This is a genomic window from Alistipes sp. dk3624 (assembly GCF_009557455.1).
Lineage (GTDB): Bacteria > Bacteroidota > Bacteroidia > Bacteroidales > Rikenellaceae > Alistipes_A > Alistipes_A hominis.
On record NZ_CP045651.1, the window covers coordinates 471,455 to 494,421 of the forward strand.

Annotated in this window: 18 protein-coding genes; 8 read left to right on the forward strand and 10 right to left on the reverse strand. The window is 54.8% G+C overall.

Going from position 1 to position 22,967, the window contains the following annotated elements; genetic code table 11:
* From GFH31_RS02055 to GFH31_RS02070, 4 genes are all read right to left on the reverse strand, one after another.
* On the reverse strand, positions 1-1,176 hold the full coding sequence (locus tag GFH31_RS02055; RefSeq protein ID WP_101573378.1) for a sugar transferase: 1,176 nt from the start codon (positions 1,174-1,176) through the stop codon (positions 1-3).
* Positions 1,169-1,540, reverse strand: coding sequence for a PleD family two-component system response regulator (locus GFH31_RS02060; protein ID WP_055206159.1), 372 nt, complete (start codon positions 1,538-1,540; stop codon positions 1,169-1,171). Before GFH31_RS02060 ends, GFH31_RS02055 begins: the two co-directional genes overlap by 8 nt.
* Positions 1,541-1,615: 75 nt before the next feature.
* Complete coding sequence (locus tag GFH31_RS02065; RefSeq protein ID WP_172970811.1) at positions 1,616-4,375, reverse strand: ATP-binding protein; 2,760 nt, start codon at positions 4,373-4,375, stop codon at positions 1,616-1,618.
* A gap of 62 nt (positions 4,376-4,437) precedes the next feature.
* Positions 4,438-7,047: an ATP-binding protein gene (locus GFH31_RS02070; protein ID WP_172970810.1), complete on the reverse strand. Its 2,610-nt coding sequence runs from the start codon at positions 7,045-7,047 to the stop codon at positions 4,438-4,440.
* A 356-nt stretch (positions 7,048-7,403) separates the two neighbouring features.
* Here GFH31_RS02070 and GFH31_RS02075 point away from each other — a divergent pair, with 356 nt between their 5' ends.
* Positions 7,404-8,351 carry a UDP-glucuronic acid decarboxylase family protein gene (locus tag GFH31_RS02075; protein ID WP_055206167.1) on the forward strand — a complete coding sequence of 316 codons (948 nt, stop codon included), beginning with the start codon at positions 7,404-7,406 and terminating at the stop codon, positions 8,349-8,351.
* Between the two features lie 33 nt (positions 8,352-8,384).
* Positions 8,385-9,527 (forward strand): hybrid sensor histidine kinase/response regulator, encoded by a 1,143-nt coding sequence (locus GFH31_RS02080; RefSeq protein WP_153498364.1) that lies wholly within the window; start codon positions 8,385-8,387, stop codon positions 9,525-9,527.
* A 186-nt stretch (positions 9,528-9,713) separates the two neighbouring features.
* Here the strand turns inward: GFH31_RS02080 and GFH31_RS02085 are convergent, their stop codons facing one another.
* Positions 9,714-12,047 (reverse strand): alpha-L-rhamnosidase C-terminal domain-containing protein, encoded by a 2,334-nt coding sequence (locus tag GFH31_RS02085; RefSeq protein WP_153498363.1) that lies wholly within the window; start codon positions 12,045-12,047, stop codon positions 9,714-9,716.
* Positions 12,048-12,077: 30 nt separating this feature from the next.
* Positions 12,078-13,007 (reverse strand): NYN domain-containing protein, encoded by a 930-nt coding sequence (locus GFH31_RS02090; protein WP_055206171.1) that lies wholly within the window; start codon positions 13,005-13,007, stop codon positions 12,078-12,080.
* A 326-nt stretch (positions 13,008-13,333) separates the two neighbouring features.
* Here GFH31_RS02090 and GFH31_RS02095 point away from each other — a divergent pair, with 326 nt between their 5' ends.
* The 6 genes from GFH31_RS02095 to GFH31_RS02120 are packed head-to-tail and all read left to right on the forward strand — an operon-like array spanning position 13,334 to position 19,055.
* Positions 13,334-14,224 (forward strand): hypothetical protein, encoded by an 891-nt coding sequence (locus GFH31_RS02095; RefSeq protein WP_101573387.1) that lies wholly within the window; start codon positions 13,334-13,336, stop codon positions 14,222-14,224.
* Positions 14,225-14,229: 5 nt separating this feature from the next.
* The gene (rsmI, locus tag GFH31_RS02100) at positions 14,230-14,943 is read left to right on the forward strand and encodes a 16S rRNA (cytidine(1402)-2'-O)-methyltransferase (protein WP_101573447.1); all 714 of its coding nucleotides are present in this window, start codon (positions 14,230-14,232) and stop codon (positions 14,941-14,943) included.
* Between the two features lie 19 nt (positions 14,944-14,962).
* Positions 14,963-16,321: a TIGR00341 family protein gene (locus GFH31_RS02105; RefSeq protein WP_101573389.1), complete on the forward strand. Its 1,359-nt coding sequence runs from the start codon at positions 14,963-14,965 to the stop codon at positions 16,319-16,321.
* 1 nt (position 16,322) lies between these two features.
* Complete coding sequence (locus GFH31_RS02110) at positions 16,323-17,111, forward strand: inositol monophosphatase family protein (RefSeq protein ID WP_228385779.1); 789 nt, start codon at positions 16,323-16,325, stop codon at positions 17,109-17,111.
* A complete protein-coding gene (locus GFH31_RS02115) occupies positions 17,108-18,037 on the forward strand; it encodes a lysophospholipid acyltransferase family protein (protein ID WP_055206178.1) in 930 nt (309 codons plus the stop codon). Before GFH31_RS02110 ends, GFH31_RS02115 begins: the two co-directional genes overlap by 4 nt.
* A 7-nt stretch (positions 18,038-18,044) precedes the next feature.
* Positions 18,045-19,055, forward strand: a complete 1,011-nt coding sequence (locus tag GFH31_RS02120; RefSeq protein ID WP_118457158.1) for a glycosyltransferase family 2 protein — start codon at positions 18,045-18,047, stop codon at positions 19,053-19,055.
* A 48-nt stretch (positions 19,056-19,103) separates the two neighbouring features.
* Here the strand turns inward: GFH31_RS02120 and GFH31_RS02125 are convergent, their stop codons facing one another.
* The 4 genes from GFH31_RS02125 to prmC are packed head-to-tail and all read right to left on the reverse strand — an operon-like array spanning position 19,104 to position 22,882.
* Entirely contained in the window at positions 19,104-19,796 is a 693-nt protein-coding gene (locus tag GFH31_RS02125) for an HAD family hydrolase (RefSeq protein ID WP_118457156.1), read from the reverse strand.
* Between the two features lie 4 nt (positions 19,797-19,800).
* The gene (locus tag GFH31_RS02130) at positions 19,801-21,552 is read right to left on the reverse strand and encodes a M23 family metallopeptidase (RefSeq protein WP_153498362.1); all 1,752 of its coding nucleotides are present in this window, start codon (positions 21,550-21,552) and stop codon (positions 19,801-19,803) included.
* A 2-nt stretch (positions 21,553-21,554) separates the two neighbouring features.
* Positions 21,555-22,052, reverse strand: a complete 498-nt coding sequence (locus GFH31_RS02135) for a regulatory protein RecX (protein ID WP_101573397.1) — start codon at positions 22,050-22,052, stop codon at positions 21,555-21,557.
* The gene (gene prmC / locus GFH31_RS02140) at positions 22,043-22,882 is read right to left on the reverse strand and encodes a peptide chain release factor N(5)-glutamine methyltransferase (protein WP_101573399.1); all 840 of its coding nucleotides are present in this window, start codon (positions 22,880-22,882) and stop codon (positions 22,043-22,045) included. Before prmC ends, GFH31_RS02135 begins: the two co-directional genes overlap by 10 nt.
* Between the last annotated feature and the right edge of the window lie 85 nt (positions 22,883-22,967).

Here is a 22,967-nt window from a genome sequence, read left to right on the forward strand (position 1 = left end):
CTATACATTTTCTTTTTGTACGAACGCTGATATCGTTTTTAAGATTATCCGGAAATCCATCCCGAACGAAAAATCCCGGGCATATTCGATGTCCAGTTTCTTCCGCTCTTCGGCGGACATACTGCCCGAATCGCCCCGCTTCTCTACCTGCCATAACCCGGTCAGCCCGGCCGGAGCCATAAAACGGTCGATATATTCGTCGCTGGTCAGCCGTTCGGCTTCGTACAACGGCAGCGGACGGTTCCCCACAACGGACATATCTCCTTTCAGGATATTGATCAATTGCGGAAGTTCGTCGATGCTGTATTTGCGAATGAACCGCCCGACCCGCGTAATCCGCGGATCGTTTTCCAGTTTCACGAATGCATTTTCCTGTTCATAGCTTTTCTGGTCGATGTATTCCTTTTCTAAAATCACCTCGTCATCGGAAACCAACACCACGTCGTCGTCGCCGACCAAAAAATCTCCGGAAATATTCAATTTTCCGCCGTCCTCATCGGTCGTCTTCTCGAATTTATACTGGTTCAACTGCTCGTAATGCTTCAATTGCTTTTCAGCCCCCGCATACATCGACCGGAATTTCAGGAAATCGAATACCCGGTAGTTGCTTCCCACCCTCTTGGAACGATAAACCGCCGCGCCTTTGCTTTCCAGTCGGATTGCCAGCATCGTCAGCAGCAGCAACGGCGACAGCGACAGCAAAGCGACCGACGAGAAACAGATGTCGAAAAGCCTTTTCCATAAAGGCAGGCGAAAATGGCAGATCGCTTCCTGCGACGCTTTCTCCCTTTTTCCGAGAATCATCTCCCGGGTCTGCTGTATAAACGAAAGCCGGCTTACGAACTGTTCTTTCGGAATATGCCGGAGCATGGTATCGTTCACGCCCGCTTTCAGGTATCCGCTCCTCTCGTCCGGCGTCAGTTCATTTCCTATCAGAATCAGGTAAACATTCCCGCGGGTTTTCCGAAAAGCCCTGATCGCGGACAAATCCCTGTCTATCGTCGTTTTTTCCCAAAGAACGACGATTTCGCTTTTCGAATCGCCTGATCCGACCTGTTGCAGGGAATTACTGCCGTCGGCCGCTTCACGAAACGAATACCCGTCGGCAATATCGCGAAAATACTCTTTCAATACGGAATCCGGTCCGACAAAAAGCAGATCGAACTCTTTACTCATTTTCGATGATCTTCCGGATTCTGATTTTCAACTCCATGGGATTAAACGGTTTGACGATATAATCGGAAGCGCCCACTTCCAGCAGGCGTATCCGTTCGGAGGTGCTTTCCTCGCTCGACAGAATAATCACAGGGAAAGATTTGAACAGCTCGTTGTTCTTGACATATTCCAGAAACTCATCGCCGCGCATAACCGGCATCCGAATGTCCGAAATTATCAGATCGGGCTTATTCCCCTCCTGTAGCCACTGAATCCCCTTCAATGCATTGTCGAAATAAACGACATCGTATTCGCCGGATAAATAAACCGCCACCACTTTCGCTATGGACTCCTTATCGTCCAAAAGCAAAATCGTTTTCTTCATAACTTCCGATTTTAAAATCGCAATATTCCCGGCGGAGCGCAACATACCCGAATCCGTCAGACAAATGTAAATAAATTATTTAATAATCGTTCTTTTTTTAATCCTATAAGGTAATTTAAACCAAAAATAAGAACCTTTGCCCGTTTTCGACTCGGCTCCGATGCGACCGCCCAGTTGCTCGATCAAACTTTTACAGATAGGCAGTCCCAATCCGGTTCCCTGAATAAAACTGTTCAACTTCACGAACCGGTCGAAAACATGACCGAGCTGCTCTTTGGAAATCCCGACGCCGGTATCGCGGACATAAAACACCACATCGTTCTTATGCGGCACGAGTCCCGCATGAATACTGCCCTTCGAAGTAAACTTGGCGGCATTGTTGATAAAATTCACCAGCACCTGGGCAATCCGATTCTTGTCGCTGTGTACGACGCATTCCGCCGCCGGTTCGTCGAAAATCAGCTCTACGCCGGGCTGCGTTTTCATCCGTAGCGACATAACGATTTCACGGCATAGCCTGTTGCACGGCACGTCCGCATAATTGAATTCGAAAACGCCCGCTTCGATCTTCGACAGATCGAGAATATCCGAGACCAACTGCAACAACAAATCGCTGTTATCCTGCACGATCTGCATATAATGCTCCCGGTCTTCCTTCTCGAAAGCTTCCTGACTCAGTAACATCTGGGAGAAACCGACGATCGCATTCAACGGAGTGCGGATCTCATGGCTCATGTTCGCCAGGAACGCGGATTTCAACCGATCCATTTTTTCCGCTTTCTCTTTGGCCACGATCAGGCTTTGCTGGGTCTCCTTGATCTGGGTAATGTCGATATTCACCCCGATCACCTCGGTCGACCCGTCGGCAAGGGAGTTTACGATCATGTCGATGCGCAGCCACCGCCATTTCCTGTCGGCGGGCCCTTTGACCCGGACTTCCCGCTGGTAAGAATCGACTCTACGGTTCCGGGCCGCAGCGAAGAACGCATACATGTGTTTGCGATCCTCCCGGTGCACATAGCGGAATCCCCGGCCGGCCACCTCCCGCACGCTCGAATGGACCGGCTCGCCCAGATTTCGGAACCACTGCGGAATGGCCGTTCCAGTCTGCGTATCGAAATTGTATTTTCCATACCCCACTTTCGCGAAATCGGCAATCAGCGAGAAGATATGCTCGAAATCGTGGATCCGGTTCTGGATATTGACCGTATCGGTGTTATCGATCACGATGCACAGATGGTAAAGCAGGCGGTTGCCGCCGTCATAAAGCGGAACATACTTGGCGACGATATCCTTACGGGTATCCCGGTCTTCGAAAGACGTATTGTAATAATCGCTGAGCAGACCGAACCGGTAGTCCAGCCGGAAATCGACCGGTTGCCTGTTCCGAATCTTCTCTTTCACCTGCTCCGGCACCAGCGGGTTGTCCATAATATTGATTCCCAATACCTCGTCCGGCCGGACGCCGAAAATCTCGCAATCTTTCGGATTGATACTTCTCAGACTGCCTTCCGGATCGTACAGTTCGATCCCGACCGGAATGTTCCGGAACAAGTTATCGAGCATTCGTTCGTGCTGCTTGGATTCTTCATTGGCTTTTACGGTTTCCGTCTCGTCTTTCAGCAGGGTAATCACCTCGTCGGGACCGGATAAATAATCGATCTCCTTGCAGTGCACTCCCGTCCGTTCGATATAACGATCGCGCTTGTACTGTAATTTTTGCTCCGGAGAAGTCGACCGGATGATCGACAGGCTGGTGTTCACCTCCTCCTGAGAAAGTATATCCGAAGCCCGGAGACCGGCCAGTTCCTCGCAGGCAAGACCGATCAGTTTTTCAGCCATCTGGTTGGCGTATTCGAACCGGCAGTCCGTAACTTTGCCGGAACCGTCGCGCACCAAACGGCTGCGCAAGAATCCGATCGGCATGTGACTGTACAGCTCCTTATAATACAAACTTTCCCGTTCCGCCTTTTTTCGACTGTAATAAAGCCCTATGCAAATGGAAATGATGTTGGCCAGAAAGGAGAACCACTGGTAATCCTCCCGGCTCCAGTTACGGGACTCCCGCACCATATCGATCCCCATGTATCCGTAAACGGATTCCGTAGACATCATAGGCACCACCATCAACGACCGAATGTTCTGTGCGTCAAGAATATTTCTTTCCTGAACGATCTGCGGCGGAAGATCGTCCAGCGTATTGAGAATAATCGGCCGTTTGTTCAGAACCTGCCCGCTCCACCACGGACTCTCTTCCAAAGGCATCTTCTGCAACATGTCGATCTGCGGCGAAGTGCCTTCGGCGACTGCTTCGTAAACGCAACTATGATATTTTTCCGACTCGTTCAGTTCGAAAATATAGGCCCGGTCGGCATGGAAACGCTTCAAAAGCTCTTTCAGGATATTTTCGCATACATGTTTCAGATCCTTTGTCTTGAGGAAAGAGAACAACAAACGGGATATATGCTTTTGCTGCTGCAATATATCGTTGACCTGCCGTCTGCTTGCTTCACCTCCCTTCGGCAACAACAACACCGAGAAAAGCGCCTTTCCGCCGTGTTCCCCGGCATACGCGCACCTCACCCACTGTTCCCCGGCCGAAACGGCGATCGGAAATTCAATCGCCGTTTTCGAATCGCCGTGATCGGACAGCAACACACTGGCGTCCACTCGGCTTCTGAAATCCGTCCGGACCAACTGCAAAAAATCATTCTGGCTCAACGTATCATTCGATAGATCAAGAGCATCCCCCAGCAATGAAGAAAAATGGCAACGCCCTCCTCCGGACTCTTTTTCGATCCATCCCACCTGCGCCGCGTCCAGCAGACACTGCATTTTCCGAATATCCAAATTATCTTCCGACAATTCCATAGCGCGAAATAACCTACAATCCGAATTTAAAGATACTTGTTAAACAACCGTTCGACTTGTTCCCGGCTCCAGGGAACAGCCATGAAATCATCGTAACAGTCCGTCGGCGCAGAATTGCCGAATGCGACGACCGGAACCCCGGGAGATACCTCTTTAATGATTCCGGCGACCTCGGCGCAGTTTATATCCGTCACGGCGACATTCAACAAAACCAACTGGGGGCGGTACTGCTCGAACAACGTAACCGCCTCTACGCCGCTGTCGGCCCGTACGAAAAAGATCCCGTCTCCGAAAGTATCGCACAGCAGATCGAAATCCGACGGCTCGCTCTCCACGACCAGCACCGTCACGGTACCGGAAACAGCCTTCCGTGCCCCGGCTTTCCGGACAGACGTTTTCAGCCTGCCCGGATTTCCCGAACCGACACGCTCGTTCACCGGCGGAACATATGGAATCGTAAATACGAACTTCGTGCCTCTTCCTATCGCCGACTCCACGCCGATCCGTCCGCCCATCTTTTCGATCAATACTTTACAGATAGGCAGGCCGAGTCCCGTTCCCTGAGCGAAATCGTTTCCTTTGACGAACCGGTCGAAAATCTTATCCTGCTTGTCGGTCTCGATCCCCGATCCCGTATCTTCCACATAACAGACGATATTCGGTCCGTCGAGCCGGTACCCGAACGTCACACGCCCGGAATCTGTAAATTTGAACGCATTGGTAATCAGGTTCGCAAAAACCTGGAACAGGCGGTTCGGATCGGTACGGGTCACCAGATTCGGACTCGATCCGTCGAACGAGAAAATCACATTGCCCGGACAACGGAACAGGTTGGCATTGAGCAACTCCCCGCACAGCACCCGCATATTGACCGGCTTGGACGACAGTTCCAGCATCCCCGCCTCGATCTTCGACATGTCCAGGATCTCATTGATCAGCGACAACAACCGTTCGTTGTTGGTCTCTACGATCTTATACATTCCGCGGCGTTCTTCCATATCCTGAGTCTCCGCAATGATATTCGAAAATCCGACGATCGCATTCAGCGGAGTCCGGATCTCGTGGCTCATATTGGCCAGGAACGCCGACTTCAGGCGTCCCGACTCTTCGGCTTTCTCTTTGGCCTCTACGAGTTCTTTCTCCAAAGCGACACGGGAAGTAATATCCCAAAACACACCGATAATCAAAGGCGTGCCGTCTTTCTTCTCTGAATAGATACGCACCTCCTCGTACGTGACAGGAGAACCGGAGGCTCCGCCGACCTGCCCGGTACGTTCGATCTTCGTCCGGTCGGAAACAAGCTGCAGGTCTTCATTTCGGATGGCTTCGGCTTTGCTGCGGCCGAATATCTCAAAATCGTTCTTTCCGATCACGTCCTCGCGGCCGGACCGCAGGAAATCGAATGCCGACCGGTTGCAGAACAGGTACTTGAAATCATCGGCGACGTCCTTGACATACAGGCCGACCGGAATATTATTGATAATCGAATTGGTCAGGTATTGCAGACTGTTGATCTCGTCTTCCCGCTTCAGACGTTCGGAGATATCCCGGGCGAACACCCAGATCAATTCCTGGTGCAACTGATTCTCAATCAAGTAAGAGTAATTCTCGAAAGTCATCGCCTCTCCCTGACCGTCCGACACCCTGTCCTGCGTAAAATTCCAACTGCCGCCGTTTTCCCGGAGACTCCTGAGCCAATCGCCCCATTGCGTCTTGTCTACCAGCGTTTTATTCAGGTCGAACACCTTCTCGCCGATGACATCCCGTGAGCGATCGCTCACGTTATGTTCCAGAAACGTTTTATTGGCGAATGCCAACGAACCGTCGGATTCGACGGCGAAAACATCCTCAGAAACGGAATCGATAGCCTGCCGCAACATCTCGATGCGCGTCTGTCCGGTAATCAGATCCGTAACATTCTGCACATAACCTTCCCACAGATAGCCTCCGTCGGAAGGCCGGCAACTGATCGGCTCGACCCGCAGCACCACATCCCCGTACTGGTAATGCATCATATACTGGATACTCTCTTGCCGACGGCCGGCGTCCAACCCCCGGATATATTCCTTGACCTTTTCCACGTCCGTCACAGACATCCGAGAAAAATATTCGGCCATATCCATCTCCCGGTATTCGCCCGGTTGGAACATAGGATCGGCATACCCCTTCGATTCGAGCCGCTGCTTTTTCGAATCGTACTTCCACACGCCGATCCCGGCGAGCCTTTTCAGATCTTCCACCTTTTGTTCCTCCTGCCGCAGCAGTCGCTCGTGCTTATTGATATAATAGGAAATATTCCTCAGCCGGATCATAGCGTGGAAGTCGTCGTATCGGCTCATCGAAATCACATAATAAACGGACAATTCCCCCGTTTCCCCCGCACATTCGTAAAGATCTTCGCAAAATCCTTTCCGTCCGCTCCACAAGGTTGAAAATCCGGCGCGCAACGAGCCCGAAGCCGAAGCCGGAAAAAGGTCGAAAATATTCTCCCCCACCATCCGATTGCTCAGATAGCGGTCTTCGGTCTGGAGCTGGGCATGCACACACATCCCGCCCCGATCGACCAGCAATAAATTTCCCGAGCACAATCCACGATCCCTGGACGGACATTGTATCTCAAATCTAAACGTTTCCATCGACAACCTTTTAAGCCTCGCCACCATACCGACCTCGCAAAGATAAAAGAATATCGCAATATAATGACACGAAATTGAAAAAACCCAATTCCCATTTTTTCAATATTCCAAATGACCGATCCCCGCACATTCAACACCTTAATTTTTATCGTCATATCAGACCTTCGGAAAACGCCGTTTTCCATATAATTTTATTAACATTTAAAAAATACAATCGTTCAGACAGAAGAAAAAATAATAACTTTGTCGTCAATTCGGACGTTCATCCGTCCATTCCGGCCTGCTTGCTCCGGGGCGCCATCCGGGTCAACCATGCAGTGTAACGATTTTAGGCAATTTAAATTCGCTCTGTTTTTATGAAAAGAATATTGGTTACGGGAGGCGCAGGTTTTATCGGATCGCATTTGTGCGTTCGACTGCTCAACGAAGGTTGTCAGGTTGTCTGCCTGGATAATTTTCTCACCGGATCGCCGAAGAACATCCAACACCTGACCGCCAATCCGAATTTCCAAATGGCGGAACAGGATATTACGACCCCTTATTGTCCGGACGGTCCGATCGACGAGATCTACAATCTGGCCTGCCCGGCTTCGCCTATACATTACCAGTACAATCCGATCAAGACACTGAAAACGAACGTACTCGGCGCGATCAACATGCTGGATCTGGCCATTAAGAAACGCTCGAAGCTGCTACAAGCATCTACCAGCGAAGTCTACGGAGACCCGGCCGTGCATCCCCAACCCGAAACGTACTGGGGGAATGTCAACCCGATCGGGCCGCGTTCATGCTACGACGAAGGCAAGCGTTGCGCGGAAACGCTGTGCATGGATTACTACCGGCAATACCGGATTCCGATTAAAATCGTTCGCATATTCAATACCTACGGCCCGAACATGTGTCTCAACGACGGACGCGTAATCTCGAATTTCACCATACAGGCACTGATGAACCAGGACATTACGGTCTACGGAGACGGCTCTCAAACCCGCAGTTTTCTCTATATCGACGATCTCGTCGAAGGCCTGGTGCGCACGATGGCGACGGACGATGATTTTACAGGCCCGGTCAACCTGGGAAATCCGCGCGAATTCACGATCCGCCAACTGGCGACGCTCGTACTGGAGATCACGCGGTCGAAGGCGAGCGTCATCCTCAAACCGCTGCCGGCCGACGACCCGCAGCGCAGAAAACCGGACATTACGACCGCGCAGGAAAACCTCGGATGGAGTCCCACCATACTCCTCGAACAGGGACTGGTAAAAATGATGAAATATTTCAAAGAGGAATTGAAAATCAAATAACCGGACCGGAAGCCCTACTTAAACTGATTTTCAATGGATACAAGCCTGGATTTCAACGCTGCGGAATATAAAATTCTGATCGTGGACGACGTCGTATCGAACGTGTTGCTCCTGAAAGTGCTCCTAAAGAACCTGAACTACCAAATCGCCACCGCGAACGACGGCCTGCAAGCGCTATCGGCCGTAGAGACGGAAAAGCCGGATCTGATCCTGCTGGATGTCATGATGCCCGGTCTGAACGGATTCGAGGTCGCCGAAAAGTTGAAAGAGAATCCGGAAACAAGAGACATCCCGATCATCTTTCTGACCGCGCTGAACGCTACGTCCGACGTCGTCCGGGGTTTCAAAGCCGGGGCCAACGACTTCATATCGAAACCTTTCCACAAAGAGGAACTGCTGATCCGGGTATCCCATCAGATCTCGCTGATCGCCGCCAGGCGGATCATCATCCGGCAAACCGAAGAGCTGCAGCGCACGATATCGGGACGGGATAAACTGTACTCGGTCATCGCGCACGACCTGCGCTCGCCGATCGGTTCGATCAAAATGGTTCTGAACATGCTGCTGCTGAACCTTCCGGCTTCGTCGATCGGAAAGGATATGCACGAAATGCTGAACATGGCCAACCGCATGACCGAAGAGGTCTTCTCGTTGCTGGACAACCTGCTAAAATGGACGAAAAGCCAGATCGGACGGCTGAATGTCGTCTATCAGCAATTCGACCTCGTCCCGATCATACAAGGGGGCATCGAAATATTCTCGATCGCGGCCGAACTGAAAAACATCCGGCTCCGGGTCGAAATTCCCGACACGCTGGAAGTGTACGCCGACTGCGACATGATGAAAACCGTCATCCGGAACCTGATCAGCAACGCGATGAAATTCACGCCAGAAGGGGGCGACATCACGATTCGCGTCCGGCAGGATGATGCACAGGCGGCGATCGTCGAAGTGTCCGACAGCGGATGCGGCATCAGCAAGGAGAATCAGGCCAAACTGATGAAACCGAGCACTCATTTCAGCACGTTTGGCACCAAAAACGAAGAAGGATCGGGACTCGGCCTGCTGTTGTGCCAGGATTTTGCGACGAAGAACGGAGGACGCCTCTGGTTCGAATCGGAAGAAGGCAAAGGCTCGACGTTCAGTTTCTCGATCCCGTTGCAGAAAACGGAATAAACGACAAACTGTACCGTATCGAAAAAGGAGGGAAAATTTCCCTCCTTTTTCGATATTCTAACCGGATTTATTTCATTTCCGAACCGAAACGTTCTCCGGCTTTCCGGACGACCTTCCCGACTCCGTCCCGTTCGCCTCGAAAGAAATCTTCCGATAGCATCCACCGATATTCCGGCACAGCCAAGGTCAACGGACGGCTATCAGCTTGTAAGCGCCACCCTTCACTTCGAAACTCAGGTGCAGGTCGCTGGGCTGTTTTTTGATGAAACGAACCACTTTATTGCGTACCGGACTGCCGTTCTTCCAGACGGTCGTCCCGTTGATCTTCACTTCGCGCACGCCCTGTTTCGGAGCACCGATCACCCCTTCGTACTCTTTCGGAAACTCCGTATCCAACACAAATACGTTCGGACTGGATTCGAAAGCCGACGTTACCCGGCCGATCGGAGTGACCACCGAAGCTTTCGCCCACGACAGGCCGGACGGCAACGGCAACACCCCGACCTTGTTGTAAGCCACGTCCATCGGACGGATACCGCAAACATACCGGTAAGCCACCGTCAGGCCTCCCCCGCTCCACGCGTGGTTGACGCTGCCGCCGCCGAATCCTTCGCTACCGATCCCCCACCCCTCGAAAAGCGTGGTGAAATAGTCGTTCCGCACCATATTCGAAAAACGGCGGTTATGTCGTGCAAAACCTTCGTCGCCGTTCCCCATCTGCATCAGGGCTTCGAAAACGTATTTTTCCATATAGGGGCTCGCGTTCTCCTGCGAACGAAATACGTTCAGGATAGCCGGATATTTGTCCGGATCGGCCAGCCCGGATACGACCGCCAACGCATGAACGCGGTCATCGGTCGCTTTTTTGTACTCCGGATCGCGGTACTCCTTACCGTTCCAGAAATGACTGTTGAACGCCTGCTTCAGCGCCGCCATCTCTTCGGTATACGACCGGGCGTCGGCCGCATGGCCGAGCACTTCGGCCGCATTGCGCATCCCTTTGATCATCAAGTAATACCACGCATTTTGCAACGGCAGAATGTCGATATTGTCGCCCCAATCGCCCCAATTCCATCCGCCGTCGCGCAGCAATACGGTTCCTTTGGGGCCCTTTTTCCATAGGGCGATGTAACGCTGTACGGCCGGATACACTTCGGCGAGCGTCTCCTTATCGCCCGTATACCAATAGTAGTTCCACAACCCGTAGTAACCCAGCGAAGCCATCACCTGGCCCGGCAGTTCCTTGTCCCAATTCGACGACGGAACGGGGGCATAAATCACGCCGTCGGGCTTCTGCCATCCGGCAAGATTATGGAGCCATTTGCGGGTCAGTCGGTTGGCCGACTCGGACAGGGCGTAAAACGCCTCTCCGGATTCATTGACCACATCTCCCGTCCACTGCGAACGCTCGCGGTCGGGACAATCCATGTAGGTATCGCGCATCGTAATATACAGCGTGCGCACGGCTTTGGTCAGGAAACGGTTGAACTCCGGATCGGAGCATTCGAACGTACCGACGAATTCGGTATCGTAACCGCTCTCGCGGAACTTCAGCTCCATCACCTCCGCATCGGCAGGCACTACGTAGTAAACCCGGTGTCCGTTCGTCCACCCTTTGTTCTCGTAGTCCTGCACGCCGTCGCGGGCGATGTATTCGCAGCGCAGGTAATTATCCCCGCCGTTGTATTTCAAATAGTTATCGGTAAATATCTGCACTTTATCCCCGGACGAGGCCTTCAGTTTGATATAAGGCGTGATCTGTGCATTGTAAGGCAGCGTACAAACGATCGTATCGCCGTTGCGAACCTGAGACGGGTAGTCCTGCAACTCGCCCACCTTCCACAGCGGAATCGGCCGCAACACCAGCTTGTTCCATGGCCGGCTGCCTGCGGTTCCGTTTTCGACGGCCTGCGGCATCTCGTCGGCATTGAAGTCCGGCTGGTGCCATGCCCGTCCCGCCTTGCGGGCGTCGTACCGGATATTGGACTCGGCGAGCCGCATGTTCGGATCGGGAGGCGGACAGGTTCCGTAAGCCGGATTCGCCTCGCATTTCCACGAATCGTCGCTCAGGATATCGAACGAAGGGGTCTGGCAATCGAACAACAACCCGGCTTTCCCGCTGTCGTTATGCGAAAACGACGGCCGGCCGAAGTACCACAGCAACACGGCGATCGTATTCTCGCCGCGTTTTAGGTAAGGAGCAATCTCCACCTCATCGTAATAGGTATCGAGCGGATTGGGGCCCCGTTTCAGTCCGCCTTCGAAGACCACCGGCTTCCCGTTGATCCATAGCCAGTATTTGCTGTCCGCCCCGATCCGTGCGATCACGGAAGTCGGTACGTTCGGCAGGTTCACCTCTTTGCGGAAATTAAGCCAGGTGTTCGGCTGCTCCCGGGTAGTCCCCGAACTGATCCATTTGGCTTTCCATTCGACATTCTGTTCGGAACTCTTCGCCGTCGCACGGTATCCGCACAACGACAACAGCAGGCCCATCACGATGGACAACACTTTCAGATTCATGGCTATTTATAGGTATGAGTTAAATCTCTGCTACAAATCGGGCTGCTCGTCGGACTCCAAATTCTCCACCTCCTCGGGCGTAAGTTTTCGCACGTTCTTGGCAACGTCCTGCTTCTGGGGATTTTGCTCGACGGTAAATTCCACCTTGTCTCCGACGGAGAGATCGCTGAACTCGCCGACCACGTCCTGATAATGGAAAAACAGGTTGTTGTTGGGATACTTGATAAACCCGAACCCGTTTTTCAGGCTCAGCACTTCGCTGACCTCGTACGATTTGGTTCGCTCGGTCTGCTGTCGGGAAGGATCCACCGGAACAAACAGGTCGTTAATCAGCGGATTGTTCTGCTCGATCCCGTAATCGATCACGTCGTGCATCGCGACCGGATAAGTCGCCATCGACAACAGTTCGTGCGAAGTTTTGGTAATCATCCGCACCCCTTCGTCGGTAGTATACTCGAAATCCCAGCTCAGCAGCATGACCCGCACGCCGAAGGACATCAATTTGCGCAGCAGAGGCGTATAATCCGTATCGGCGACGATCAACACGACGATATCCAGCCGCCGCATCATCACCAGTTCGAAAGCCTCCAGCGACAGCCATACGTCTATCCCTCGCTCCTCGCGTTTTCCGAGCAGGTTGCGCAGGGGCAGGTAATGCGGATGTATGCCCTCGGCCATCAGGATATCGTCGAAAACGCGGTCATTGTACAATTGGTTGCCGCGCTGAGCCGCATCCGCAGCGTTCAGGCGCCCCCTGAAATAGTGCGCTTCGGCAATCTGACACTGCAACGGTTCGACCCCTTCCTCCTCGGCGACGCGATGCTGGATAAAACGGTGCAATCCTCCCAACGAAAGGCGCCGTTTCATGTGATGAATATAATTGTAATAATTCGATGCGTGCAACAAAAAATTCCCGTCGTAAAAAATGCCGATCCTACGGGATTCAAAAGGTGATATCATACCATTTATCTTTTCTCAATATTTGTTCTATAAATCAGTAAAAACCATTTATTTACACGCAAATTACCGGGATTGCGTATGAATTAAGATTTTCAAAATTATAATAATTTATTGAAAATACAATCTCCGATTCATTTTTTATCATTTCACAGTCCGCATACCGAATTCCTTTTTTGCAAAATGAAGCATACAGGTGTTTGTAATAATCGGTATAAAGTTTAACTTTGAAAAAAATTTCGCCGTCCGCTACGGACGCACATCCGGCGGCCCGTCCGGCCCGGACAAGTCCGTCGGCAACGGAATGAATCGCCTAAAGTACTGTAAAGATGGATATTCGGAAATTGATTGAAGAGATTGACAGCATCCGGCAAATTGCCGAAACGTGGAAGGAAACGGACAAAACGCCCGAAATCGAAAAAGGGATCGTACTCGATAAACTGAAAAAACTTTACGAAATGCTACTGCTGCTGCCGCAGCCGACGCCGACCGTTGCGGAGACGGAATGTGCTATTCGCGCGGAGGAAGACACGGCAGCGCCCGCCGCAGTGCCGATCCCGGCGGCGGAACCCGTCATCGGGAACGAAATCGTTCCGGAAACGGTAAACGTCCCGCCGATCGTAGAACCGGCCGCGCCGCCGGCCGCGGAAATCGAAACGACGGTCTCCGTCGAACAGCAGCTTTTCGGAGACGAGCAGACCGTCCGTCCGCGCATGGACAAACAGGTGATCCTGTCGTTGTACGGGGACGCTCCGACGCAGCCGACCCACCCGCATAACTCGACGCCGCAGGCACGCTCCTACGAGGCTCCGCATCCGGCCCCGCCCGTTGCTGCGCCGGAACCGGCCGGACAAAACGGCCCGGCTTCCGATACGGCCGCCCACAAAAAAGTGCTCGGCGAAACTTTCGCCAACGGAAACGGAGTCGCGATGAACGAAGTGCTCGGAAAACAAACGGCACACGCCGACGTGGCTTCCAAACTACAATCGCAGAGCATCAGCGGCGACCTGCGCCAATGTATCGGGATCAACGACCGCTTCATGCTGATCCGCAGCCTGTTCAACGGGAATGCCGACCAGTATGCGGCGGCCATCGCGCAACTGAACGCCTTTACCGACCTGAACGACGCGCTGCTGTACATTCAGGAAAACTATCAGTGGGATCCGGACAGCGAAGGAGTGCGGCTGCTCGTGGATCTGCTGGAACGTAAACTGGGTTGATGCCGATGGCCAGGCTGTATCTCGTCCCGACCCCGATCGGAAACATGGATGATATCACGCTGCGGGCGGTCAAAGTCCTCTCGTCGGTCGATGTGATCCTGGCCGAGGACACCCGAACTTCCCAGGTATTACTAAAACATCTGGGAATCGAGAAAAAGATGTGGAGCCACCATAAGTTCAACGAACACGCCGCCGTCGAAGCGGTCGCGCAGACGATCGTCGGCGGACAAAACATAGCGCTGATCTCCGACGCAGGCACGCCCGGCATCTCCGATCCCGGTTTCCTACTGGTACGCACCTGCATCGAACACGGCATCGACGTAGAAACATTGCCCGGCGCTACGGCATTCGTTCCGGCGCTGATCGACAGCGGATTCCCGTGCGACCGGTTCTGTTTCGAAGGCTTCCTGCCCCCTAAGAAGGGCCGCTCCAAACGGTTGCAACAATTGGCGACCGAAGAACGCACGATGATTTTCTACGAATCGCCTTACCGGCTGGTAAAAACGCTGGAGCAGTTCGCGGAACTGTTCGGCGGCGACCGTCCCGCATCCGTATCGCGCGAACTAACCAAAAAATTCGAAGAAACCGTACGCGGCTCCCTCGCCGAACTGACCCGCCGTTTTTCGGAACGCGAGCCCAAAGGCGAAATCGTCCTGATCGTCGCCGGCAAGCCGCGCCGGGAACGCACGGACGACAGGAGCAATCACGAGACAGAATAAAATATCTTAGGAAAGAACCATGAGCAACCGTTCCCCGCACCACTTGTCCGAAGCCCTCCGCAGCTTTCTCCGCAGCCGGTTCGATCTCAGCGCCGACAAGGCTTCCGAGGAAGAGGTGGTCGACAACATCCGCAAGGGCGTGGAGTTCAAGGGCACGAACCTATGGGTGCTGATTTTCGCCACGTTCGTCGCTTCGCTGGGACTCAACGTCAACTCGACGGCCGTTATCATCGGAGCCATGCTGATCTCGCCGCTGATGGGGCCGATCATGGGCATGGGACTGTCCGTCGGGATCAACGATTTCGAGTTGCTGAAACGCTCGCTGCGCAACTTCGGTTTCATGGTGCTGGCCAGCATTTTCACCTCGACGCTCTACTTTTTCATTTCGCCGCTCAGCGGGGCCCAGAGCGAACTGTTGGCACGCACGACACCGACGACCTACGACGTGCTGATCGCCTTTTTCGGCGGCCTGGCCGGAATCGTCGCCCAATCGCGCAAGGACCGTACGTCTACGGTCATCCCCGGCGTAGCCATCGCTACGGCGCTGATGCCGCCGCTGTGTACGGCCGGATTCGGATTAGCCACCCTGCAATTCAAATACTTCATCGGAGCGTTCTATCTGTTCTTTATCAATACGGTCTTCATCGCGATCGCCACGTTCATCGTCGTGCGCTTTCTGCACTACTCGAAAAAGGAGTTCGTCGACAAAAACCGCGAAATGCGGGTCAGACGCTCGATCCTGCTGATCGTGTTGGTCACGATCATCCCGAGCGTAGTGATCGGCTACCGGATCGTCAAACGCAGCCTTTTCGAAAACGACGTAAAACGATACGTGAATACGGTATTCCAGTTCCCGAAAACGAAGGTCATCGAACATACCGGCATTTACCGGCCCGACAACGGGGAGAGTTACGTGGAGATTTACCTGATCGGCGAACCGATCTCGGACGAAATGATCGAAAACGCACGACTGCAAATGCCGCAGTACAACCTGCGGGACGTCCGTCTGGTCGTCCGCCAAAGCGGCGAAACGGACAACCTGAATTTTTCGACGCTGCAAACCGGTTATCAGGAACTGCTATCCGAAAAAAACATTCGGATCAGGGAACTGGAAACGAAACTGTCGGCCTTTGCGACCGACACGCTGGCCGTCCGGGACATCACGGTCGAAATGCGCACGCTGGTGCCCGATCTGCACGACGTAACGCTTTCGAAAGCGGTGCGTTACAATACGGACAAAACGCCGGCCGACACGCTGGTGCTCTGCGTCATGCATCTGAACAAAGGAAAAAAACTCGCAGCCGGAGAACGGGAACGGATCGAGCAATGGCTGCGGGTACGAACCAAAACGGACAGTTTAAAACTATATACGGAATAAAATGCTGGATTACCGAGCAATATGCCTCAGCGCATGCGACCTGGCGCGCGAAGCGGGCGCCTACATCGCCGAACAGCGCAAAAGTTTCACGTTCGCGGACGTGGAGTTCAAAGGCGCGCAGAACCTGGTCTCATATGTCGACAAGCAGACCGAAAAGATGATCGTCGAACGGCTTCGCGAACTGACTCCCGACGCAGGATTCATCACCGAAGAAGGGACCGTGACCGCCGCCGTCGAAGGACAGCCGCTCAAATGGATCGTCGATCCGCTGGACGGCACGACCAATTTCGTGCACGATTTCTCGCCGTATTGCGTCAGCATCGCGCTGATGGACGAAGACGAGCTGACGGCGGGCGTGATTTACGAAGTGACCCGGGACGAACTGTTTTACGCCTGGCGCGGATCGTACGCCTATCTGAACGGGCAGCGCATCCGGGTTTCGGCGACCGACAAACTCGAAAACGCGCTGATCGCCATCGGATTCTCCTACGCGGCGCTGAACAAGACCGACGGGTTCGTGGACAGCCTCGTCCATTTTCAAAACACCACCAATGGAATCCGACGCGTAGGATCGGCCGCCGCAGACCTCGCTTATGTGGCCTGCGGACGCTGCGACGCTTTTTACCATACGGGACTCTCCCCGTGGGACGTAGCCGCAGGCGTTCTGATTGCCCGGCAGGCCGGAGCGCGGATCACCGACTATGCAGGCGGAGACGACTACCTGTTCGGACGGCAGATTATCGCTTGCACGCCGAACATTTACGAAGACTTCAAGCAAAAAGTACGATGACTACGGGCGGCAGGATACAATATGCGTTGCTGATGGGCGCATGCCGGATAACGGGCATGTTCCCGAACCGGCTGTTGTATCATGCGCTGGCCCCTTTCATCTGTTTCGTCCTGCACCGGATCGTCCGCTACCGGCTGACCGTCGTGCGCACGAACCTGTCGAACTCATTCCCGGAAAAAAGCGCAGCGGAACTCCGTGAGATCGAAACGAAATTCTACCGCCACCTGTCCGAAGTCTTCGTGGACACGATCAAACTCGCGACGATCTCGCGCAAGGAGATCCTCGAACGGATGGTTTACCGCGACGTGGAAGCGCAGGAAGAGGCCATGCGCGGACGCAACTGGATCTCGGCGATGTCCCACTACGGATCGTGGGAACTGACGATCAACTACGCCTGCCACAGCGACCACCGGGTACTGGCCGTCTACCGCCCGCTGCACAGCGAGGCGTTCGACCTCTTCTACCACAAAGCCCGATCCCGTTTCGGCACGCAGCCGGTTCCGATGAACAACATCCTGCAGGAAACGCTGAAATCCAAACGCAAAGGGGCCCGGCCGGTCAGTGTCGCGCTGATCGCCGACCAGACGCCGCCTTGGCACGAAATCAAGCACTGGTACCGGTTCCTGGGACAGGACACGCCATTTTTTTCGGGCGTGGAAAAAATGGCGTTGCGGTTGAAAATGCCGGTCTACTTCATGTATGTCCGCAAAACCTCGCCGCAGCATTACGAAGCGGAACTGCAACGAATCTACGACGGCGAAGAAGCGGTCGCTCCGCACGAAATCACCGAACGCTACATCAGCCGGCTCGAGGCGATGATTCGGGAAACGCCCGAATTGTGGATGTGGTCGCACCGGCGGTGGAAGCATAAAAAACCCGCGGATTACGACATCACCCATTCCGAAAAAGAAACCGAAGCCCGATAACCCGCCTATGAAACCGGTCAAAGTCGTTATCCTAAACTGGAACGGCCGTTCGCACCTCGAACGGTTCCTTCCGGTGCTGGTCGCCCGTACCCCCGGCGCAGACATCGTCGTCGCCGACAACGGATCGACGGACGATTCGGCGGATTTCATCCGGGCGCGGTTTCCGCAGGTTGAACTGCTGTTGCTGGATCGGAATTACGGCTTTGCCGAAGGATACAACCGGGCCCTGGCCCGGATCGAAGCCGACTACTGCGTCCTGCTCAATTCGGACGTCGAGGTGACCGAAGGATGGCTCGCTCCGCTGGTGGAACTGCTCGAACGGGACTCGGCGGCGGCGGCCGTCGCTCCCAAGATCCGTTCCTACGCCAATCCCGGCAAATTCGAATACGCCGGGGCCGCCGGCGGCTTCATCGATTTTTTGGGCTATCCGTTCTGCCGCGGGCGAATCCTCGACACGATCGAGTCCGACCGGGGGCAATACGACGCCCCGCGCGAAGTGTTTTGGGCGTCGGGAGCGTGTATGCTGGTGCGCAGCGAAGTATTCCGACGACTCGGCGGCTTCGACGGCGATTTTTTCGCCCACATGGAGGAGATCGACTTCTGCTGGCGGGCGCAACTGGCCGGATACCGGATCCGGGTCGAACCGCGCAGCACGGTGTTCCATGTCGGCGGCGGAACGTTGCCGAACAACAGTCCGCAGAAAATTTACCTGAATTTCCGTAACAATCTCTGCATGTTGTTCAAGAATCTGTCGCCCGGCACTTTCTGGCCGGTACTGTTCTCCCGGATGGTACTGGACGGTATGGCGGCGCTCGTGTTCCTCGTTCAGGGCCACCCCGACTTCTTTAAAAAAGTATTCCGGGCCCACATCGATTTTCACAGGCAGCGGAAATCGCTGCACGAAAAAAGACGTGCGATCCAACGGCACCGCGTCGCGCGCCCACACGGTATCCTGCGCAACAGCATCATCCTACTGCACGCCTTCGGCTACCGCACTTTCGACAAAGTCATGCGGTAGACCATGCTTATTCCCAGGTAAATTTCCTGCCGGAAATCCGCCTGCTTCCTATGCGCCAACCGTTAAGAGATTTCGGTCGAAATCGTCGAAACTGCGAATCACCCGGGCGACGCCGTCCAGTCGCGCCAGCACCGCAGGGTCCGTCGCCCCGGAATCCATTGCCACGATGTATCCGGCGCCGGCCCGCCGGGCGGCTTCGATCCCCGAAACGGCATCTTCGACGACCACGCAGCGAGACGGAGCAAGCCCGATCGTGCGAGCCGCTTTCAGGTAAATGTCCGGATTCGGCTTACCGGGCAGTGTTCCGTCGTCATAGACGATCTTTTCCGGATCGAACCAACGCTCCAAACCGAAACTACGGATGAAGAAGGTCACGTTGACGATCTCCGAAGCCGTCGCGATCGTACGGGGGATTCGACGCTCTTTGATCCAATCCAGCAATTCGACCGCTCCCGGAGCCAGGTGAAAACGCTCCCGGTCTTTCAAACACAGTTCCCGGTAAATCTCCTCTTTCTCGGCCATCAGCCGCAGCACTTCGTCGTCGGGCACGTCGCGTTCGAGCAAGTATTCGAAAATCGACTTGCCGCTGCGGCCGTGCATACGCCGCTGCATCTCCTGTTTCCCGAACGCCCGCCCGCGCAAACGCATCGAAATAATCTCCCACGACTCTTCCTGCTTGTCCGAATCGAAAAAAAGCGTGCCGTTGAAATCGAAAATGATCCCCGAATAGCCCGTTTTCATTTTTTCACCTTCTGTAATTGCCTTTAAATACGGTTTTGTTCCCCTTGCCGTCGGCCACAGTCAGCACCAGGACATGCGTCGTTTCCCGACTCCAACGGCCGTCGTCGAAATAGTGCGTCAGCGTAGCGGTCTTCGGGTCGTATTCGAACAAAGCCCATTTGCCGTCGATGGTCGCACTGTAAGAACCGATCCCCGAAAAATCGTCCGATATCTTAAACGACAGCGTTTTGCGAGACGCGAAGTCGTTGCCGCTCTTGAACTGCGGCGTAATCCGCGGAGCGACCGTGTCCACCGCAATGTAATACGTTCCGAAACTGCGCGTCTCGGTCGTCACGCGCCCCTCTTTCCAGGCTCCGCCGGCGGCGCTGCGACCGCCGTCGCGTCCGACCGTCGCAAGCAACGCTTTGCTACGCAGTTCCGCGGGCAGTTCCGACGCGTCGATGCTGACCGTCACCGCGCCCTGCAACGGCACGTCCGGCGTATGGATCGCATACAGCGGCGAGTAGGCGTATCTCTGCTTCGGCTTTTCCGAAAGATCCAACAGAATCGATTCGTAAAGCGCGCCCCGGGGAACCGACAGCGACAGGCCGCCTTGCTGATGGCGAAAATCTTTCGTCCAGTCGACCGGAATCCCGTCCGGAACGACCTGAGGCGCCGACAACCCCCGAACGACCCGGAAAGCGAGCCGCGACGCATTGCCGCAATCGTCCGTCAGTTCGATCCCGACCTCGTGACGACCGTCGTCGTCGAGCGTCAGCAAGCCGTTTCGCACCGTCTTACGGTACACCGGCAGGCGGTTGTTCGGCAATTTGTAAAGCCGGTAAACCCCGTTGCGCGTAGCGCGGGACTGCGGATAGAGCGCCGCCGCGTAACAATAGCGCCCCACGTCGAACCCGATCCGATCGACGACCATCGAAAAAGCCGGCTTACCGTCGTAAGTCACGTCGAAAGCGTAAACGCCCATCGGGTTGTCGGTGCCGTTCTTCTTCTCCTCGGCCTCGACGGCAAAATACCCGTTGCGGGCGACACGCAACGCGGCCGTATCGAGCAGCGTATAATTTCCCCGCGCATCGCGGCGCACCGAAAGTTTCCAGCGCACCGTATGTACCGGAACACCCTGAACCGTGTCGACCCCGATGTAATAAAGCACGACCGGTTTCGGCGGAATCGTATCCCTAACCTGCAACATGCCGCGCGCAAGCAGGTTCAGCGGACGCTGCGAATCGGTTTCGCGCACTTCCAGATGCAGGTGCGGGCCGCCCGAAGAACCCCGGTTGCCCGACAGGGCGATCTGTTCGCCCTGCTTGAAAACGAATTTGCCGGCAGGCGGCGTAACATCCACAGCGAACGATTTGCGAACATACTGTATCTCATGGATATACCGCTCGATCGAGTCCGAAAAACGTTCCAGGTGACCGTAAACGCTCGTCGTGCCATTCGGATGATTTATGTAAAGGGCCTTGCCGAATCCGGACGGACTGACGGCGATGCGGACGACCGTGCCGTCGGCAATCGCACGGATCGGCTTGTTGATTACGCCCTGGGTCTTGACGTCGATGCCCGAATGGAAATGGTTGCCGCGCAACTCGCCGTAATTGGCCGACAACAGCACCGGAAAAGAGACCGGCGAAACGAACCCGAACTCGGTAGCCATCGCCGGATGCGGCGTATACTGAGCCGGCAACGCGCCGGCATAACAGACTGCCGCCGACAAAACAATCCATTTTTTAATCCTGCTCAATTTGCTATTTCTCATCTTCAATCATTTTTTACATATTCCCCGTCGCCAACCAGCCGGTCGACCAAATCGCCCACCGTTTCGAAATCGAAACCGAGTCCGACGCCATAACGCAACAACTTGCCGCGCAATTCGTAACCGTTGCGGGCCCGGATCGCTTGCATCTTCCGGCGCAATTGCTCTTCGAGCTTACCGCGCATAAACTGCGGATCGACCTGACGAAGGGCCTCTTCGATCAACATTTCGGGAATCTGTTTCGCCCGCAACGCCGCGCGGATCTTGTAAACGCCCCAACGGCTCAGACCGGTCTTTTCCCGGACATAGGCCTCGGCGTAGCGCCGTTCGTCAATAAACCTTTCGCGCAGCAGCGTATCGACGATCCGCTGCCGGTCAGCCTCCGCAACGCCCCACCGAACAAGCGACCGACGGGCGTCCGACACGGCTACTTCGCTTTTGGCGCAACGGTACATCAGCATCCTCAAAGCCTGTTCCGGCGTTTTCGTTCTTTTTACTTCCATACGGCCTCCGTTATTCTCGGCTTTCCGAACAGGTCGGCCGTCAGTTTCACATCCGCATAACCGAGCGAGCCGAGCAGCGCGGTCACTTCGTCCCCGAAACGCTCGTTGATCTCGAACCAAAGCGCTCCGCCGGGCGCCAGCAAACTCCTCCCCCGTTCGGCGATTACGCGGTAAAACAGCAACGGATCGTCATCGCCGACGAACAGCGCGCGGTGCGGCTCGTGCTTCAGTATGTTCGGACGCATCCCGGCTTTCTCGCCGAGGGTCACATAAGGCGGATTGCTGACCACCAGATCGAATCGCCCCCCGGGTTGCCGCGTCAGGATGTCGCAGCATTCGAAACGGACGCGGCCGCCGCAAAGGCTTCCGTTTCGCCCGGCGACGGCCAGCACCGTCTCGGAAACGTCGATCCCCGTCACTTCGGCGTCGGGCAGTTCCGCCGCAAGCGTCACGGCGATGCAACCGCTTCCCGTCCCGACGTCGAGAATCCGCATTCCGCTGCGTCCTTTGTATCGGTCGACGATGCGACGCACCATCTCCTCGGTCTCCGGACGCGGAATCAGCACCCCTTCGCGGACGGCGAACTTCCTGCCGAGAAAATAGGCGAACCCGGCAATATACTGGGCCGGGCGACAGTCGCGTATCTCGGCCAGGATGTCGGGCAGGTCTTCCCGGTCGGGACAAGGAGCGTCCGGCTCGACGATCACATCGGTAAACCGCATACCCAGCCGTCCTTCGCAAACGAACGCTGCGAACGCCCTCGCCTCCCGCCGGTCGTAAACGCCGGCGGCGGCATCGTATATACAGTCCCACAATTCGCGTCGGGTCATAGTCGCTCTTTTGACGCAAAGATACAAAAACCGGCTGCGCCGGAAAACAAAAAATCCGGTCGGCGGCCAGGTTTTTCACTCTTTT

Excerpts from the sequence above, each read along its gene's own strand:
- GFH31_RS02060 (WP_055206159.1), bottom strand. The coding sequence starts at position 1,540 with ATGAAGAAAACGATTTTGCTTTTGGACGATAAGGAGTCCATAGCGAAA.
- GFH31_RS02070 (WP_172970810.1), bottom strand. The coding sequence starts at position 7,047 with ATGGAAACGTTTAGATTTGAGATACAATGTCCGTCCAGGGATCGTGGA.
- prmC (WP_101573399.1), bottom strand. The coding sequence starts at position 22,882 with ATGACCCGACGCGAATTGTGGGACTGTATATACGATGCCGCCGCCGGC.
- GFH31_RS02135 (WP_101573397.1), bottom strand. The coding sequence starts at position 22,052 with ATGGAAGTAAAAAGAACGAAAACGCCGGAACAGGCTTTGAGGATGCTG.
- GFH31_RS02095 (WP_101573387.1), top strand. The coding sequence starts at position 13,334 with ATGGATATTCGGAAATTGATTGAAGAGATTGACAGCATCCGGCAAATT.
- GFH31_RS02115 (WP_055206178.1), top strand. The coding sequence starts at position 17,108 with ATGACTACGGGCGGCAGGATACAATATGCGTTGCTGATGGGCGCATGC.
- GFH31_RS02120 (WP_118457158.1), top strand. The coding sequence starts at position 18,045 with ATGAAACCGGTCAAAGTCGTTATCCTAAACTGGAACGGCCGTTCGCAC.
- GFH31_RS02080 (WP_153498364.1), top strand. The coding sequence starts at position 8,385 with ATGGATACAAGCCTGGATTTCAACGCTGCGGAATATAAAATTCTGATC.
- GFH31_RS02065 (WP_172970811.1), bottom strand. The coding sequence starts at position 4,375 with ATGCAGTGTCTGCTGGACGCGGCGCAGGTGGGATGGATCGAAAAAGAG.
- GFH31_RS02090 (WP_055206171.1), bottom strand. The coding sequence starts at position 13,007 with ATGATATCACCTTTTGAATCCCGTAGGATCGGCATTTTTTACGACGGG.
- GFH31_RS02075 (WP_055206167.1), top strand. The coding sequence starts at position 7,404 with ATGAAAAGAATATTGGTTACGGGAGGCGCAGGTTTTATCGGATCGCAT.
- rsmI (WP_101573447.1), top strand. The coding sequence starts at position 14,230 with ATGGCCAGGCTGTATCTCGTCCCGACCCCGATCGGAAACATGGATGAT.
- GFH31_RS02085 (WP_153498363.1), bottom strand. The coding sequence starts at position 12,047 with ATGAATCTGAAAGTGTTGTCCATCGTGATGGGCCTGCTGTTGTCGTTG.
- GFH31_RS02110 (WP_228385779.1), top strand. The coding sequence starts at position 16,323 with ATGCTGGATTACCGAGCAATATGCCTCAGCGCATGCGACCTGGCGCGC.
- GFH31_RS02130 (WP_153498362.1), bottom strand. The coding sequence starts at position 21,552 with ATGAGAAATAGCAAATTGAGCAGGATTAAAAAATGGATTGTTTTGTCG.
- GFH31_RS02105 (WP_101573389.1), top strand. The coding sequence starts at position 14,963 with ATGAGCAACCGTTCCCCGCACCACTTGTCCGAAGCCCTCCGCAGCTTT.
- GFH31_RS02055 (WP_101573378.1), bottom strand. The coding sequence starts at position 1,176 with ATGAGTAAAGAGTTCGATCTGCTTTTTGTCGGACCGGATTCCGTATTG.
- GFH31_RS02125 (WP_118457156.1), bottom strand. The coding sequence starts at position 19,796 with ATGAAAACGGGCTATTCGGGGATCATTTTCGATTTCAACGGCACGCTT.